Source organism: Longicatena sp. 210702-DFI.1.196 (assembly GCF_020563125.1).
In the GTDB taxonomy this organism is placed as follows: Bacteria; Bacillota_I; Bacilli_A; order Erysipelotrichales; family Erysipelotrichaceae; genus Longicatena; species Longicatena caecimuris.
In genome coordinates this window covers 12,649-27,965 of the sequence record NZ_JAJCPX010000027.1, presented here as the reverse complement: position 1 = coordinate 27,965, position 15,317 = coordinate 12,649, and the positions used below count along the sequence as shown (strand labels likewise).

Below are 15,317 nucleotides of genomic sequence, written 5' to 3'. Positions count from 1 at the left end.
TCATAGAAAATAGCCACCTTTTTGTGCCATCATGTGGAATCCACACGTTTCATCATAATAACCATCATTCAGTATCATCACCCCCAAGTCTTTTATAGCTGTAAAGCAGTCTTGATAGTGATTCCCTTGTGTATATACTTCAATGCTATAACGCTGTGCTTGTTTTATTAACGTATCGATGCGTTCATAATCTTTTATATCCGCACATAATTCGGTGATGATGTCTTCACCTTTGCCATATGGTACAATTACTGTTGTCGTTGCATTAGGTATTACTTCAAATAAATCGCCAGCTTTACGAAAAGCTTGCCGCATAACACATTGTTTTTTCTCATCATTACTGAATTGCTTTATACTTTGTTCATTTTCTGACAATAAATCATATAGATTGTAAGTCACTTGTCCAACTTTTTTAATATAATCTGTTTCGATAGCTAATTCGCTCTTATAAGCAGAAAGGTTTTCATAGTAAAATTTATAGTAGCTATGCAATGTCTTCTGTGATGCGATATTATTATCGTATTGTAGTGGATTATCTCTGAATTTTTTCAATACTCGAAGGGTCAATGCTTTTGCTCTGGCAATTTCTGATAGTCTTGATAAATTTTCATCAGCATCCGAAAAAATATACGTAATTCCTTCTTCATATTCACGATTTCGATTACAGCGTCCAGCTGCTTGAATAATACTGTCTAAACCTGTACAAGCACGCCACACAGTTTCAAAGCTTAAATCCACTCCTGCCTCAATCAAAGATGTGCTGACACAAATGACTTTCGTATCTTTCTTTAAAGCTGTAGTCATCTCTTTAATCATATCTTCTTTATGCTGTGCACACATTGTATTCGCCAAGAAGAATATTTTATAATCTTTATCCAAAAGAGTCTTAAGTTCATGGTAAACATCATAAGCTCTTTTCTTTTGGTTTAGGATAATTAGAGCCGATTGGCGTAATTGCATATCCTCGCTAATTACCTTTACTAATTCATCTGTGTGCATTATACACTGTGTCTTATCTTCATAGCGGACACGTTGAAAAGCTTCATTATATATTTTTAAATGAGAAAGTATTTCTTCATAAGGAGGAATAGCGTTTAATTTATTGGGAGGAAATGGCTGTGTAGCGGAACACAATAAAACAGTAGACCCACAAAATTCTGTTAAATAGTCAATAGCTGTTTGAAACATATTCTTACAAGACACAGGTAATGATTGAATTTCATCGAATATCAAAATCGCATCTGTCAATTGATGCATTCTGCGAATATTTTGTTTAGACCCATGGAAAAGTGCATTTAATACTTGCACATAACTTGTGAGGATTACTGCATGATCCCAACGTTCTGTGAATAGTTGATGCTGTTCATCATCATCAATAACAAGACTAGAATAATGTTCTAAGATGATGACTTCATCTTTTTCACCCAACACATCTCTTAAGTTAGCTGCATTTTGCGTCAATATTGACAAATAAGGTATCACATAGTAAATATGACGGATATGTTTATGTTTTTTTGCATGTGCTAATGCAAATCGTAAACTTGCTAACGTTTTCCCAGAACCGGTAGGAGCAGCCAGTGTGTAAATGCCTTGCTTTTTTTCTCCGGCCTGATAACATTCTAGAGATATTTGATTTCGTAACTGATTGATTTCTGTTTGCTTGTTTCCTTGTTGAAGAGTTAAAAGATGTGCATTTAGTTTTTCTTCTAATGTTTCCCAGATATGCAGGCGGTTCTTTTCAAAATAGGGAGGTTGAAGTACATTATAAGATAAAGTAGGATGATTCATGAACAAATATGTATCATAGCAATCTGCATCTCGTAATGCACTTTGTAATAAGCGCGTTTGCAATCCTAATTGAAAATACAAAAGTGTTCCATTTTTCTTTTTACAACCTTGCTCTTCTAAGAATGGTTTTAATTTATTTACATGTTCTTTCATGCGTAAAAAGAGAGTTTGATATTGTTGAATAGCCTCTTGGATGAGTGTTTGCAAATACCTTTTATCAAATATGCTGAAAAAGGTATTTACGCTTTCTTCATAATCTAATATTTCTTTCTTTGTCATTAATTTTGAATGAAAAGGCATTTCTTTATCCGGATTATACATATCATAAAGTTTTGAATGATGGGATAATATGATCAAACTTACGGATTCTATAAAGCATTTTTGTATAACTTCATTAGTATTATCTAAATTATAGAAATGATCATATAGATAAATAGCACCTGCAAAAGCATGATTAATTTTTTCATTTGTGTCTTCATCTTTCATTAAATATGCTTGAAATAAAGATTTAGCTTTTCCTAAATCATGCAGTATCCCACTTAAATAACCAATTTTATCAAGTTCACAAGTGGTTAAAAATTTTTGGCATAAAGCTGCTGTATTTTCTTCGTGCTGTTTTAGTGTTTGTGAATATGCTGTTTTTTTGATACGATGCGCTAATAGTTCACCCATGAAATGCCCCCCGACAGTGTTTGTAAGCGTTTTCTCAATTATATCATAAAATTTTAATTATTGAACGATATTATATGATTGACTTTTACAATTTATCGCTTATGACAAAGTTGACAAATCTTTATATTCTATATAAAATATGTAAACTACATATAAATTATATAGAAGGTGAAAATATGAATATTTCTATGTATACGTATCAGAAACAAATTGAACGCATTTATCGCAAATTAAACCATCGTTCTACTGGTTTTCTACGTCCTTACTATGAAAAATATCAAATAAGTGAACTTCAATACCGTGTTTTATCCCATATTCAAGAACATACCGCTTGTACCATAGGTGCCTGTGCAAAAGCCTTGCAACAAGATGCAGGCAATATGTCTGTAACCTGCAAAAAATTAGAAAAATTAGGATATATCTTTCGTAAACGCAGCGTGAGCGATGAACGTGTAGTCTTATTATATCCTACAGAATCCGGAAAAGCTTGTATTCATACGATCCATGATGCCATGTATCAGCATTATCAAAAACAATGGAATTATTATAACGATAAAGACAAAGAACTCATCGTAAAAGGATTACAAAAGTTAGAACAATTTATAGAAATGATAAATGAAAAGGAGGATCCTCATGAATAAAAAAGGTGTCTTATTCGATATGGATGGTACTCTCATCAATACCTATGAAAATATCAATTTCAAGCAAGCATTAAGTGAATTAAAGACTGTCCAAAAAACATTAATATTAAAAGTTTTAAAATCACGCGTGCGAAGCTTCTCAGAAATGGAACAAAAGATTCGTGAAGAGGTGGAAGATCCACAAGAAGCGCAAGATTTAATTGATCGTATCATGGATTTTTTACTAGATCATTATGATCATGCTCCTATGAAAAATGAAGCTTTGACCTTCCTGCATTATCTGAAGCAAAAAAATTATAAAATATGTCTATGTACAAACAATGCAACTGATGTGGTCAATCACATCTTAAAACACAAACAAATGACTCCCTATTTTGACTATGTTATTACTTCTCAACAAGTAACACGCAGTAAACCAGATCCTCAGATGTATCTAGAGGCATTACATAATGTCAATCTTAAAGCAGAAGAATGTGTAATTTTTGAAGATACAGAAAATGGTGTACAAGCTGCGAAAAATGCCGGTATTGATGTTATCGTTGTGAGCGATAAAGAAAAACGCAAATTTGCAGATTGTCCGATTATCATACAAGATTATTCTGATAAACGTCTGTATGAGTTATTCTAGGAGGATATCTTATGTTCTATATCTTATGTTTCTTCGCTTATAGCTTTTTAGGTTGGATATGTGAGTGCATCTATTGCAGTATTCCTGCCAAGAAATTCATAAATCGTGGATTTTTAGAAGGACCCTACTGTCCAATTTATGGCTGTGGAGCTATGCTTGTTATTTACCTACTCACACCTTTTGCCGCTAAGCCACTGCTTCTATTTGTAGCAGGCATCTTTGTTACAAGTGTACTTGAATACATAACCAGCTGGCTGATGGAAATGTTCTTTCATACAAAGTGGTGGGATTATTCAACATATCCTTTTAATATTAATGGACGTATTTGTTTAAAAAACTCTACACTTTTCGGTATTATGGCTGTATTTGTTTACTATGTATTGCATCCATTTGTAAATGATTCAATAAATCTTTTGCCGCATCCGGCACAAGCTATACTTTGTATATTGTTAATTATCCTATTCACCTATGATGGTGTATCAACACTTATGGCATTACTACGCAAAAACAAGGACTTCTTGGAAGTGGAGAACAGTATGAAAGAATTGGTCAAAGAGTTTAAAACAGCCCAGATTTTTCCACTTGAAGAACCTATAAGTGAAAGTATTCGCCGTGTTTTAGATAGTACCGATGCAGATGAAATTTTATTATCGCATATTAAAAAAATTCATGATATGGTAGATTCCCTGCATCAAAAACGTAAGCATACACACGAGCGTTTAAGTAAAGCATTCCCTAACAGAAAAGAAGCTTTATCTAGAACGAATATTGAAGCATTATTTAAAACAATGCACAATCACTTACATCATTAATCTTTGTAAACAATGAGCATCACAAAACATTAACCAAAAGAATTGGAAAAGCTTTTCTTCGTACAAATTCATATAGTATAAGATGTACTATAGCATCCAACTCTACCGTCATTGTTTGGACAATTGAATGGACATATAATCGCGGCTTATTATAAATTTATTGCATTTTCAAATAACATAAGGAGAATATCATGTATATAAAAAAATCAGATATTTGTACCATACCAAATTTACTTACTATGCTACGCATAATTCTAGTACCTATTTTCATATATTATTATATGCAGGATGAACAACTGATCGCAGCTATTCTTATCCTAGCATGTGGTTTTACTGATTTCTTAGATGGCTATATCGCAAGACATACGAATGCAATAAGTGAAGTAGGTAAAATGTTAGATCCTTTTGCAGATAAACTTCTGCAGTTCGCTATTGTATTTGTACTGCTATTCAAGATTCAGCATATGAAATGGGTGTTTCTGTTATTCATGGTCAAAGAAACCAGTATGTTCTTATGTTGGCTGTATATGAGAAAAAAAGGCGGTTATATGAACGGTGCGCAGTGGTTTGGTAAGGTATCGACGGCAGTTTTCTATGTTACAATGTTTCTACTGCTCTTGTTGCCAATTAAAAACACTATATACTCAGATATCCTTTTACTCATTACAGCCATATTCTTACTGATTTCGTTCCTGCTTTATATGAAAACCTATTTCTCTATGTTTCATAAAATGAATCATTCATAAAGGAGGGTGCAGAATGGATACAGAAAAACAACGAGCCTTTATCATTCGTTTTCTGTATTTTTCCATTCTAATGCTCCTTTTTTATGTCTTTTTTCAATATATCATTCCCTACCTTTTACCATTCATTCTTGGTTTTTTCATAGCCTTTATGTTACGTCCCATTATCCGTATTTTTGTCAGGATTACAAAGGGACATGAAAAGTTTTGGAGCATTGTCATCATTTTATTTTTTTATGCATTATTAGGTGTTATATTAAGTTATTGCGGTATGAAGATATACTTTTGGACGCAAGATGTGCTTGTTAAAATACCCGAATGGTATCAAAACACGATGGAACCTTTTCTTCAAGATTCTTTCTCTCATGTCCAAGTAGTTTGGAAGGATTATGATGGGGCGATATCAAGTGCCATCACATCCATTTGGGAAGGACTACAAAATTTTCTTTCAGGATTTGTTACCGACTTATCGCAAAACATTCTAAGCATATTAAGTAATTTACTATCTTCAGTACCTAAATTCCTTTTAACCTTTTTTATAGCCATATTTTCCAGCTTCTTTTTTACTTCTGATTACCATAACCTTTCTAATTTCTTTTTTCAACAGTTCTCACCAGAAACACAAAAAATCATATTATCTATACGTTATTTTGCCACTCATACCTTTTTAAACATGTTTATAGCTACAATCAAATTAATGCTATTAACATTCTTTGAATTAGTCATAGGTCTTTCTATTTTAGATATAAAAAAAGCCTGGCTAATAGCCTTAGGCATAACGATTTTTGATGTACTTCCAATATTAGGTACCGGCGGTATTATGATACCATGGATTCTGTTTTCTTATGTTCAAGGACAACATAAACTAGCCATAGGATTATTAATATTATATTTAATTATTACTTTAATACGTAATATAGTAGAACCTAAATTAATGGGAAAGCAGTTAGGACTGCATCCTTTGTTAATGCTGTTATGTATGTATGCAGGTGGTAAATTATTTGGTGTGTTTGGATTCATGTGCATGCCGATGGTGTTACTAATCCTTAAAAATCTTAATGAAGAGGAAATTATACATTTGTATAAATGTTATAACTTACATGAATCCAAATGCAACATTTCAACTCACGTACCTCATAAGATGCGACACTTTGACAAATAATTATGTACGATTCAATTTCAACTCACACATCTCGCGAATGCGGCGTTTCTCATAGAGTGCTCTATCGAATACTTTATCATTTCAACTCACGCTTCTTACAAGATGCGACCTTCGCTGATAACTTCATCTGCTTTATTTACTTCATTTCAACTCACGTACCTCATAAGAGGTACGACATCAGCGTACTGGAAGATTATTTCAAAAAATGGTCATTTCAACTCACGTACCTCATAAGAGGTACGACCTGTAGATCATCTACCTGCTGCAGAAAGGTATCATTTCAACTCACGTACCTCATAAGAGGTACGACACTTGTTCATTTGGTTTATGATGTTCGTTAAATCATTTCAACTCACGTACCTCATAAGAGGTACGACAGGACTAAAGATAAAAGGTGGAACAAACTCTAGCGATATTTCAACTCGCGTACCTCATAAGAGGTACGACTGGCATTCAGGACTCGTCGACAGGGTTATGAGCATTTCAACTCACGTACCTCATAAGAGGTACGACATTCATCTTCATCACTCCAATCTATTGCTTGCATTTCAACTCACGTACCTCATAAGAGGTACGACGCAAATCTTCATGTAAAACATACCATTTAAAGAAGAAATGTATAAATTTTATATACTTTCTTAATACTTCTTCAATTATTTTCTATAAATCACAACATATGATACAAAAAAATTGGTGCGAATCTCTTAGCTTTTTTATGTATGCTTCCCATTCGCACCAACTTATTAAATAGTTAAATTTATTCAAACTCTACAAAGACTAACGCTTTTTGTTTAGGAATTATTCTCTGTAATGTTTCTCGTTCTTTTGATTATTTGATATATCCATATTATCCTGCCTATACGAGCTAATGTTATCATTTTGTTATCGGCATTGATAACACCTACTCGATAACTGTGGATAATAACTATATGTAGCATGTCAAATTATAAGCTATTTTGCTTAGAGATTCAACACAAAACTGAAATTTTACTTTTCCTTATATTCATCTGGTATTGCTATTTGAAATGTTTCACACAACAGCATCACATCATGCACATCATTTTTATCGTGTTCATATCCCAAATGAAGCATTACCTGACTCAATGGTTCAATACAAGAAACAGTTATATCTCCAACTTTTCCAATACCGGAAAAAGTTTTTGATGGAAATATATCTCCCTCATAAACAATTCCGTCATCTGTAAATTCAAAACAATGTAAATCAATGATTCTTTGTTTATCATCTTTCCAGACAGTATGACCATCCGTTGTATAATCAGTATTTACTTCCTCAAATCCATGCTGCTTAATCACATAAATATAATCATGATAATGTTTCAGTTCAACAAACAAATCAATATCATTGTGTATTCTTGATTCTCTTTTAAGAAGTGCATCAACACCCCATCCGCCATCTAAATATACTTTAATTTCGTTTTGCAAAGCATATTTTATAATTTCACATGCATCTTCTGTACGTACCATAATCTATCCTCCAAATTCAAATCTTTGTATGCTTTCCAACTCACTAAAAGCCTGAAATTTGTCAGTCTTTCATCCTTTTTGTTATCAATCACCAATTAGCTGTAATCCATTAGGATTTAGCTGATATATTTTATCGCACACCTCTTCAATATACTTTCTATCGTGAGAAATGCTAATGACAGCCCCCGGAAATTCTCGGAGCATTTTTCTTATTACCGGACCGGACAATGGTGAAAAATTTCTTGTCGGTTCATCCAGAATAAGAACATTTGCACCACTTAAGCTCATCCTCAAGAGAAGCACTTTCGCCTTTTGTCCGCCTGATAACTCCCGAATCGGATGCTCCATTTCATCTGGTGTGTATTTAAGTGAACCAAGGTATGTTCTAATTCTTGTACGCTCTTCTTTATCTCCTGTTTTATCAAGGTAATCAACCGGTGTAACATCCAAATCCAGCAGGTCTTCATAAGTTTGAGGCATATATTCTGCTTTAATGTCATTCCGATTTAGGAGTTCTTCCGCTATCTTTTTTAGAAGAGTCGTTTTTCCTGCCCCGTTGGCTCCTATCATACAGATTTTTTCTGAACCTTTTATTTTTAAATGAATTCCTTCTGCTAAAATTCTTTTGCCATCCGGAGTCACAAGCTTTGAAAGTTCATATTCTATGACCGTTTTTCCTGCGGGAATGTGTGAGTTTTCATCCCCTAATTTGACAAAGATTGCTTCTTCCTGTTCCGGCATCTGAGTCATATTTTCATCTTCTTTTTCAAATCTTCGTTCCATTGCCTTAACCGTATGCATTTTGTCCTTTAAGTTTTTGGCAACAGACGGTGCTTGTCTGGTACAACTTCTTAATGCACCTTGTACACTCTGCATAACTCTTTGATATTTTTCATCGCGAATCTTTTTCTCCCTACGGTCACTCAGTGCCCGCTGTTTTTGGATTTCAAATTTATGAAGCCGTTCTTCCACATAGCGTCTATAGGGAAGCTTTGCCACGGTATATCTCGCCTTTGTTTTTCGTATAATCTGCTCGATATGTATCACCATGTTGGCAGTACGCTCTATCAGCGTTTCATCGTGTGAAATAAAAAGCACAATGTGCTTCCAGTCATTTATGATTTTTTCCAGTAATGTAAGCGTCGCAATGTCGATGTCATTGGAAGGTTCGTCCAACAACAGCACAGAAACATCGCGAATGAAAAGCCTCATAAGTTGTGTCTTGACTTTTTCGCCTCCTGAAAGACTACCCATTGTCTGGTTACTGTAGAAAAAATCATTTTTCATTCCAAATTTTCCCGCAATAACAGACAATTCTTTAGGCGTTTTCTCCCAGAATATTTCCTCTTCAGAAAAATATTCGTATATTGTTTTTTCCTTATCTTCATCGAGCATCTCCTGCGGAAGATAACCAAGACGTTCGTGTCCCATTATCCTTTCCCCATCTGCTTCTATATAGTTTTCTACAAGCGACGGATTGTATATCCACTTCATTAATGTCGATTTCCCATTTCCCTCTTCTCCAATAATAACTGCCTTATCTCCATCATTTAGCACAAGGTTGAAATCATTAAGAATTATTCTCAGGTCTTTTTTATGTGTTAAATTTAATTTTTTTATCTGCAACATTAAAGTTTCTCCTTTTCGAAGTCTGAGCCAATTATTATTTTGAACACACAAAAACGAGTCTTTTTTGCATACGCAAAAATAGACTCGCTAAATAGACCCTTATTTCTTTTCCAAAAGGAAAACAAAGGAAATGCCTCTTGCGATAATCCAACTTAAGCGTACACAAAACAAACCTATTCTCTACAGGCTCAATAACTATATGTGTCTTACTTAAATCAAATTATCTATTAATCATTTCCTCACCTTACACAAAATGTGCCTTTCTTTCTTCTAATGGCAATACTATCATACTGTATTTTTTGTGTCAATACATTTCACCTTATGGAAGTGCAAATTAAAATTTTCACTTCCTAATTATACATCCAACCATTACGAAATTCAATCTTTCACAACCTCTTTACAACCACAACCACAGCACTCCAGCAAACGCAGGAGCACCATACCGTAAAACGCTTATGTGTAAATCAACTCCGTTCCTACAACTTCCCTCACACAAGCCTGAATATTATTCATTCTTCCAATCCATTCGTAGGGATTATCTTTCTTTAATTGTTCCGTCACATCTTGTCTGTCGGCATATTCCTTTACCAGTCGAAGAAACATATCCTCTGCTTGCTTATCGACTTCTGCAAGATAACTATGCAGCTTTCCGCTTGTCAGCAGGTTCATATATAACACTTTATAGTGTTCCTTTAAATGCCTTGCATGTCGTTTCCCCCATAAACCAATCGGCTCTATTTCTTCTTCGGCTGGTACTGTGATGTTCGGCAATAAATAATCACCCACCTGTCTATAAGTTCCGCCCATTTCTTCAAAAATTGTCTTTGTCATTTTCCTTTTCCTCCTGTGATTTTTGTCTATCGTGATCGTGTATTATCACGCTTGCGACCTTTAACTGTTCTTGCCTGCTCCAACAAATCATCTATCTGTTTGCGACCAAAAACCTTACGGAGCAGGCTGTAATCTTTATTTTCTGCTTTTAGGATTTTGTTTTCTTCGGTCAATCTTTCATTGACTTTCTCCAAACGCTGATTGGTGCGGTATAACTGTGCATTCGCTGTATTCAGCCTATGATAGTTGTCCCACCCCTCAAAGCAGCGGGCAAGCACCGTTTTGACAAGTTGCTTCAATTTCCTTACAACCGGCTCTGCCATTTTGGTTTTATATGCCTTTGCAGTCATAAATTTCTCTGGTTCTGGCAACTGATATTTCGGTGCAGTATCAAGCTCTATTTCAAGATTTGACAGCTCGTCTTTTGCCTTATCATAGTTCAATACTCGTTCCGACAACACATCAAATTCAATCTGTTTCTGCTCGATTTTCGCACCTAATGCCGCCACTTCTTTTTCTCTTTCCTGCTTTTTATAATCCAAAACAGAAAGATGTTTTTCGTGTGTGCCTAAATGTTCCCACTCAATCCCATAACGTTCCATCACCGCCGCAAGCTGTTCTTTTTCGGACTGTATCCATTGCGACCACTCCGTATCGCCACGACTGCCGCCCTTAAAACCTTGCGTTGCAAGAGCCTGCTTTAGTGACACTCTTGTATCAAGTCCACGCTTGCTGCCTGTGGTAAAAGGTACAAAATCTATGTGCAGATGTGGTGTAGCTTCATCCATATGCAGATGAGCCGAGAACACCCGAAGCTGTGGATTTCGCTCCTGAAAACCCTGATAGTATTCATCTAAAATCTGCTTTGCCAGTTCTCCGTTTTCCGTATCGGCGTTCATATTTCCCTTACCGCCCACCTGTAAAATGATTTCGTGGAACGGTTTTTCCTGCTTGGAACTTCGGATTTTTTCATAATAATCTTTTATCTTTCGGTCTGACCTTATCTGCTTGGCATTGTATCTTTCCAATGCTTCATCAAACAATTCGTGATAAACTGTCTTTATATTTTCATTGCAGTAGTCGATATTGAGATGAGTACGAGTTCCGTCTACATTTTCTGCTCGGAACTTTCGGCTATTGTGATTGACCGAGCCTTTACCGACCATTGCACTTATCGTTCTCTGCATTTTTTCATCTCCCATCTGTAAATTTCAACATTCTCAGGTTTTGTTACTTTTGTCAAAAGTAACGCAAAAGCACTTTTGACGGGTACACCCATCAAAAATGCGACCTGTAAACAGGTTTTGCGTTCTCCGAAGGCTCTCCGAGGGGTGAGCGTGTGCCGGTGGCACACACGCCTGCGAACCGACCGAGCCAGCAGGCGAGACCAAAGAGCCGCCTTTGAAAAGGCACTCTCTGCACACTCCCCTAAACTTTATCCGGTGTCAAAGTGTGACGATGGTGACAATGTTTTTCACAGCGTGCTGCTCTCAAAAACATTGACACCTTTGACACCGTTTGTCACGCCGTCTGCTCGGTTTCTTTCCAAAGTGAAACCTTTCTTCCGTCGTGTGTGCGGCTGTTCTGATAACGGATACCGTAATCACGAAACAGCCTGCTTGCGTTGATACTGAGCCTTAAAGAAAGTACATTCGGCTTTATATCCACCGCAAGCCTTTCGCAAAGTTCCGAAGCAGTTCCTTCCCATCTGTCACTTTCCGAAAAGAGCGTATCCGCTATCTTCTCAAGCAGAGGTTCGGGCGGTTCTTTCCACATCTCCGTTTCCGATTTTGCAAAGTTCCACACCAATCGCTCGCTGTCCCTTACAAGATGGATTTTCATATCCTGCTGGTCTCTGCCAGCAACATCAAGTGTGGCATTGTTGGAAGTACGCTTGTCCTTACTGAGAACAAATGCACCGTCTGCCGCACCCATCAGACCATTCGTGCCTGAAATCATATCGAATATATCTTCCGATTTTTGTTTGCGTGTATGATGAACAATAAGCATTGAAACCTTGTAACTGTCTGCCAACGCTTTCAGCCTTGCCACAACATCATAATCACTTGCGTAGCTGTAATCTGCTCCGCCTGCTTCACGCACACGCTTTAAGGTGTCTATGATAATCAAGCCTGTGTCTGGGTGTTCCCTCATAAACCCTCTTATCTGTTCTTCCAGTCCGCCATTGACCGTTTTACATTCCGTTGCGAAATACAGATTGCCTGTCTCCTTTGCACCGAACATCTGAAACAATCGCTTCTGCAAACGTGGGTAATCATCTTCAAGGGCAAAATAAAGCACCGTTGCCTTACGCACCTTATACTCCCAAAGCGGTGTGCCTGTGCTGATATGATAGGCAAGCTGTGCCATCATAAAGCTCTTTCCCACTTTCGGGGAACCTACGAAAAGGTAAGTTCCCCTTTGGAGCAGACCGTCGATAAGTGGTGTCTGAACCTCAAACACCGTATCATACAGCGTTGTCATTGATACTGTTTTCAGATAGGAAGGGTCTAACTGTCTGAGTATTTCCCTTTGCATTTCTTCAAAAGATTGCTCGTACCCCTTGAAATCCGTATCCTGATTGACTATACTATTGTCAGTACATTTGGAAAGTGACTGTTCCGCATCTGTTGCCGCAGATACATTTGGAATAGTCATTTCTTTTTTATTCTCCATTCGCATCCTCTCCTTTCAAACCGCCGAGAATAATGGAAATCAGTTCTATTACACTCAGCAGTTCATCATCCACACCTTTTCCTGCTTCAATCCTTTTCAGTTCCGCAAGGACTGTGGCAAATTCCGTTTTCAACGCCTTATACACTCTCGGATTGCCCTGTACCACCACATCCTGATTTAAGCAACGGCGGTAACAATACTCCTGTTTTGGCAATCCTGATAGAGCTACAGCTCTGTTAATGAGTTCGTTTTCTTCGGGCGATACTCGAAACCCTACTGTGATATTCCTCCAACGATTTTTGTTATCTCTGTTCTTAGCTGACATTTTCAAAATCTCCTTTCCCTAAATCATCTAATTTTTCTGCCATCTCAATCTGCTTTGACGGAAAGAGGTGTGCGTACTGATAAGTAATATCAATACTTTCGTGACCAACTCGGTCAGCAATCGCCACCGCAGAAAAGCCCATATCAATCAAGAGTGAAATGTGGCTGTGCCATTACGGTATAATAACGACAAACGGAAAAAGCCTTGATTTTCAAGGGGTTTCAGCGTTTGTCGCCGTCTATTCAATTCCTTTTCCCAAGTTGAAATATGGCGAGAAAATTGACGAAAAAAGGAGGCTGTTACATTAACGACAAAACCGAATAGTGCCAGCGGTCCGGCATTTTGCCTGGCCGCTGATTGCCGTGGGCGTTTCATCTTTTTAGGTGGACGCCCTTTTTTCATGCAGATTTTTAGAAGAAAGGAGCCACACATGGAACTGAACGAAATGGAAAAAAAGATGCTCTTTCAGGCCGAAGGAGACTGTCAGGCAAAGGTTCTGAATGAGCTTTACATGACCGTGCGATATTCAAACAATTCCGAGCTGCGGGAGGCGGCGGAAAGCCTTATGGCAAAGGTGCGTGTTCTGTCGGACCGTGAGTGCATGGATTTGGTGCGGGACATTCAGAAGAATTACCGGCTGCCCCACCCGCCCCGGACTATCGGGGAAAGGATCGCCGAGGCCAGGCAGCAGTCCGGCGCGGAGAAATTAAAGGGGCATGACATCATGGGGCTGGAACGCTTTGACCCGGAGGTTAAGCACATGATCGTCTTTGATGTGCTGTCCTATGATTCCCCTGTTGGGGATAAGGGCGATAAAATGCGCCTGTTTCTTACGGAGGCCGGCTATCAGAAATTCTTAGAGAGCCAGGAACGGGGCGAAGTCAAACTGAAAAATCATGCGAAGGTCTCAGGCGGCCATCTCCATTATGACCGCAGGGACCGCGCTTTGTAACGGAATAACCGAAGAAAGGAGGCTGTGAAATGGCTGTATTCCGTGTAGAGAAAACGAAGGACTTTACGGTTATGAGCAATCACCACCTGCGCAATACGGAACTGTCCTTAAAGGCGAAGGGGCTTCTTTCCCTTATGCTGTCGCTGCCGGAAGATTGGGATTATACCACAAAGGGGCTGGCCCACATTTGCAGGGATGGCGTGGATTCCATTACCACCGCCCTGAAGGAGCTGGAACGGCACGGGTATCTCACCAGGCAGCGCCTCCGCAATGAGAACGGACAGCTCGGCGATATTGAGTACACGATCCACGAAAAGCCTGTAACCGGCGTAAAACAAGGTGTTTCACCTAAACGGGAAAATCCAAGACAGGTAAATCCAAGACAGGCAAAACCTGAACAGGCGGAACCTGAACAGGAAAATCCCGCACAATTAAATACTAATCCACAAAAAACTAAAAAATCAAAAACGGATATATCAAGGACACATCAATCAATCTATCCGGAAGAGCCGGAAACGGCAGGCTGTCAGGATGGGATTGATAGGATGGATATGGCAGAGGCATACCGTGGAATTATCAAAGAGAATATTGAGTATGACTTTCTGGTTCCCCGCTATGGGCAGGAACGCATGGACGAGACTGTGGAGCTTATGCTGGAAACGGTGCTGTCAAGACGGCCCTATATCCGCATTGCCGGAGACGACTTCCCACGGGAGGTTGTCAGGAGCCGGTTCTTAAAGATCAATTCCGACCACCTGGAGTATGTTTTTGACTGTATCGACAAGAACGTTACGAAGGTCAACAACATCAAGGCTTATCTGCTGGCAGCGCTGTATAACGCGCCGGCAACAATGGATAGCTATTACCGTGCGGAGGTCAACCATGACCTGTACGGCTGTTAGGCGCTTTCAGGCGTCTTTTTTCATATCATCACAGGAAGGAGGCGAAGCACGATGAAACGAAAATCTGTGCC

Annotated in this window: 14 protein-coding genes, 1 pseudogene and 1 CRISPR repeat array; of the genes and pseudogenes, 7 read left to right on the top strand and 8 right to left on the bottom strand. The window is 38.0% G+C overall.

Going from position 1 to position 15,317, the window contains the following annotated elements; translation table 11 throughout:
- The gene (locus LI241_RS11250; RefSeq protein ID WP_008687425.1) at positions 1 to 2,460 is read right to left on the bottom strand and encodes a CRISPR-associated helicase/endonuclease Cas3; all 2,460 of its coding nucleotides are present in this window, start codon (positions 2,458 to 2,460) and stop codon (positions 1 to 3) included.
- Positions 2,461 to 2,636: 176 nt separating this feature from the next.
- Between LI241_RS11250 and LI241_RS11245 the strand changes: the two genes are divergently transcribed.
- The 5 genes from LI241_RS11245 to ytvI all read left to right on the top strand — a co-directional run bounded on the left by LI241_RS11245 (position 2,637) and on the right by ytvI (position 6,446).
- Positions 2,637 to 3,101: a MarR family winged helix-turn-helix transcriptional regulator gene (locus LI241_RS11245; RefSeq protein ID WP_008687424.1), complete on the top strand. Its 465-nt coding sequence runs from the start codon at positions 2,637 to 2,639 to the stop codon at positions 3,099 to 3,101.
- A complete protein-coding gene (locus LI241_RS11240) occupies positions 3,094 to 3,729 on the top strand; it encodes an HAD family phosphatase (RefSeq protein WP_008687423.1) in 636 nt (211 codons plus the stop codon). The genes LI241_RS11245 and LI241_RS11240 overlap by 8 nt, the downstream gene beginning before the upstream one ends.
- Before the next feature lie 11 nt (positions 3,730 to 3,740).
- The gene (locus LI241_RS11235; RefSeq protein WP_008687422.1) at positions 3,741 to 4,541 is read left to right on the top strand and encodes a putative ABC transporter permease; all 801 of its coding nucleotides are present in this window, start codon (positions 3,741 to 3,743) and stop codon (positions 4,539 to 4,541) included.
- A 191-nt stretch (positions 4,542 to 4,732) separates the two neighbouring features.
- Positions 4,733 to 5,287 (top strand): CDP-alcohol phosphatidyltransferase family protein, encoded by a 555-nt coding sequence (locus LI241_RS11230; RefSeq protein ID WP_008687421.1) that lies wholly within the window; start codon positions 4,733 to 4,735, stop codon positions 5,285 to 5,287.
- Between the two features lie 13 nt (positions 5,288 to 5,300).
- Positions 5,301 to 6,446: a sporulation integral membrane protein YtvI gene (gene ytvI, locus LI241_RS11225; RefSeq protein ID WP_008687420.1), complete on the top strand. Its 1,146-nt coding sequence runs from the start codon at positions 5,301 to 5,303 to the stop codon at positions 6,444 to 6,446.
- A gap of 13 nt (positions 6,447 to 6,459) precedes the next feature.
- A CRISPR array of direct repeats spans positions 6,460 to 7,024; the repeat unit is 34 nt; unit sequence CATTTCAACTCACGTACCTCATAAGAGGTACGAC.
- A 409-nt stretch (positions 7,025 to 7,433) separates the two neighbouring features.
- Here ytvI and LI241_RS11220 read toward each other — a convergent pair.
- From LI241_RS11220 to LI241_RS11190, 7 genes and pseudogenes are all read right to left on the bottom strand, one after another.
- Positions 7,434 to 7,931, bottom strand: coding sequence for a nucleotidyltransferase domain-containing protein (locus tag LI241_RS11220; protein ID WP_009247521.1), 498 nt, complete (start codon positions 7,929 to 7,931; stop codon positions 7,434 to 7,436).
- An 84-nt stretch (positions 7,932 to 8,015) separates the two neighbouring features.
- Positions 8,016 to 9,560: an ATP-binding cassette domain-containing protein gene (locus LI241_RS11215; RefSeq protein ID WP_009247522.1), complete on the bottom strand. Its 1,545-nt coding sequence runs from the start codon at positions 9,558 to 9,560 to the stop codon at positions 8,016 to 8,018.
- Between the two features lie 453 nt (positions 9,561 to 10,013).
- A complete protein-coding gene (locus LI241_RS11210) occupies positions 10,014 to 10,391 on the bottom strand; it encodes a TnpV protein (RefSeq protein WP_009247523.1) in 378 nt (125 codons plus the stop codon).
- 26 nt (positions 10,392 to 10,417) lie between these two features.
- Positions 10,418 to 11,578, bottom strand: coding sequence for a plasmid recombination protein (locus LI241_RS11205; RefSeq protein WP_009247524.1), 1,161 nt, complete (start codon positions 11,576 to 11,578; stop codon positions 10,418 to 10,420).
- A gap of 334 nt (positions 11,579 to 11,912) precedes the next feature.
- Entirely contained in the window at positions 11,913 to 13,067 is a 1,155-nt protein-coding gene (locus tag LI241_RS11200; protein ID WP_009247525.1) for an AAA family ATPase, read from the bottom strand.
- Positions 13,057 to 13,392, bottom strand: a complete 336-nt coding sequence (locus LI241_RS11195; protein WP_009247526.1) for a hypothetical protein — start codon at positions 13,390 to 13,392, stop codon at positions 13,057 to 13,059. Before LI241_RS11195 ends, LI241_RS11200 begins: the two co-directional genes overlap by 11 nt.
- A pseudogene (locus LI241_RS11190) lies at positions 13,382 to 13,561 on the bottom strand (site-specific integrase); the annotation flags it as partial. The gene LI241_RS11195 and the pseudogene LI241_RS11190, both read right to left, overlap by 11 nt.
- A 261-nt stretch (positions 13,562 to 13,822) precedes the next feature.
- Between LI241_RS11190 and LI241_RS11185 the strand changes: the two are divergent.
- Positions 13,823 to 14,344 carry a DUF5720 family protein gene (locus tag LI241_RS11185; protein WP_009252038.1) on the top strand — a complete coding sequence of 174 codons (522 nt, stop codon included), beginning with the start codon at positions 13,823 to 13,825 and terminating at the stop codon, positions 14,342 to 14,344.
- A gap of 29 nt (positions 14,345 to 14,373) precedes the next feature.
- Complete coding sequence (locus tag LI241_RS11180) at positions 14,374 to 15,246, top strand: DUF6017 domain-containing protein (RefSeq protein ID WP_009252037.1); 873 nt, start codon at positions 14,374 to 14,376, stop codon at positions 15,244 to 15,246.
- Positions 15,247 to 15,317 lie beyond the last annotated feature (71 nt).

What these genes read in the sequence shown, in the direction of transcription:
- LI241_RS11250 (WP_008687425.1), bottom strand. Translation starts at nt 2,460, where the DNA reads ATGGGTGAACTATTAGCGCATCGTATCAAAAAAACAGCATATTCACAA.
- LI241_RS11245 (WP_008687424.1), top strand. Translation starts at nt 2,637, where the DNA reads ATGAATATTTCTATGTATACGTATCAGAAACAAATTGAACGCATTTAT.
- LI241_RS11240 (WP_008687423.1), top strand. Translation starts at nt 3,094, where the DNA reads ATGAATAAAAAAGGTGTCTTATTCGATATGGATGGTACTCTCATCAAT.
- LI241_RS11235 (WP_008687422.1), top strand. Translation starts at nt 3,741, where the DNA reads ATGTTCTATATCTTATGTTTCTTCGCTTATAGCTTTTTAGGTTGGATA.
- LI241_RS11230 (WP_008687421.1), top strand. Translation starts at nt 4,733, where the DNA reads ATGTATATAAAAAAATCAGATATTTGTACCATACCAAATTTACTTACT.
- ytvI (WP_008687420.1), top strand. Translation starts at nt 5,301, where the DNA reads ATGGATACAGAAAAACAACGAGCCTTTATCATTCGTTTTCTGTATTTT.
- LI241_RS11220 (WP_009247521.1), bottom strand. Translation starts at nt 7,931, where the DNA reads ATGGTACGTACAGAAGATGCATGTGAAATTATAAAATATGCTTTGCAA.
- LI241_RS11215 (WP_009247522.1), bottom strand. Translation starts at nt 9,560, where the DNA reads ATGTTGCAGATAAAAAAATTAAATTTAACACATAAAAAAGACCTGAGA.
- LI241_RS11210 (WP_009247523.1), bottom strand. Translation starts at nt 10,391, where the DNA reads ATGACAAAGACAATTTTTGAAGAAATGGGCGGAACTTATAGACAGGTG.
- LI241_RS11205 (WP_009247524.1), bottom strand. Translation starts at nt 11,578, where the DNA reads ATGCAGAGAACGATAAGTGCAATGGTCGGTAAAGGCTCGGTCAATCAC.
- LI241_RS11200 (WP_009247525.1), bottom strand. Translation starts at nt 13,067, where the DNA reads ATGGAGAATAAAAAAGAAATGACTATTCCAAATGTATCTGCGGCAACA.
- LI241_RS11195 (WP_009247526.1), bottom strand. Translation starts at nt 13,392, where the DNA reads ATGTCAGCTAAGAACAGAGATAACAAAAATCGTTGGAGGAATATCACA.
- LI241_RS11185 (WP_009252038.1), top strand. Translation starts at nt 13,823, where the DNA reads ATGGAACTGAACGAAATGGAAAAAAAGATGCTCTTTCAGGCCGAAGGA.
- LI241_RS11180 (WP_009252037.1), top strand. Translation starts at nt 14,374, where the DNA reads ATGGCTGTATTCCGTGTAGAGAAAACGAAGGACTTTACGGTTATGAGC.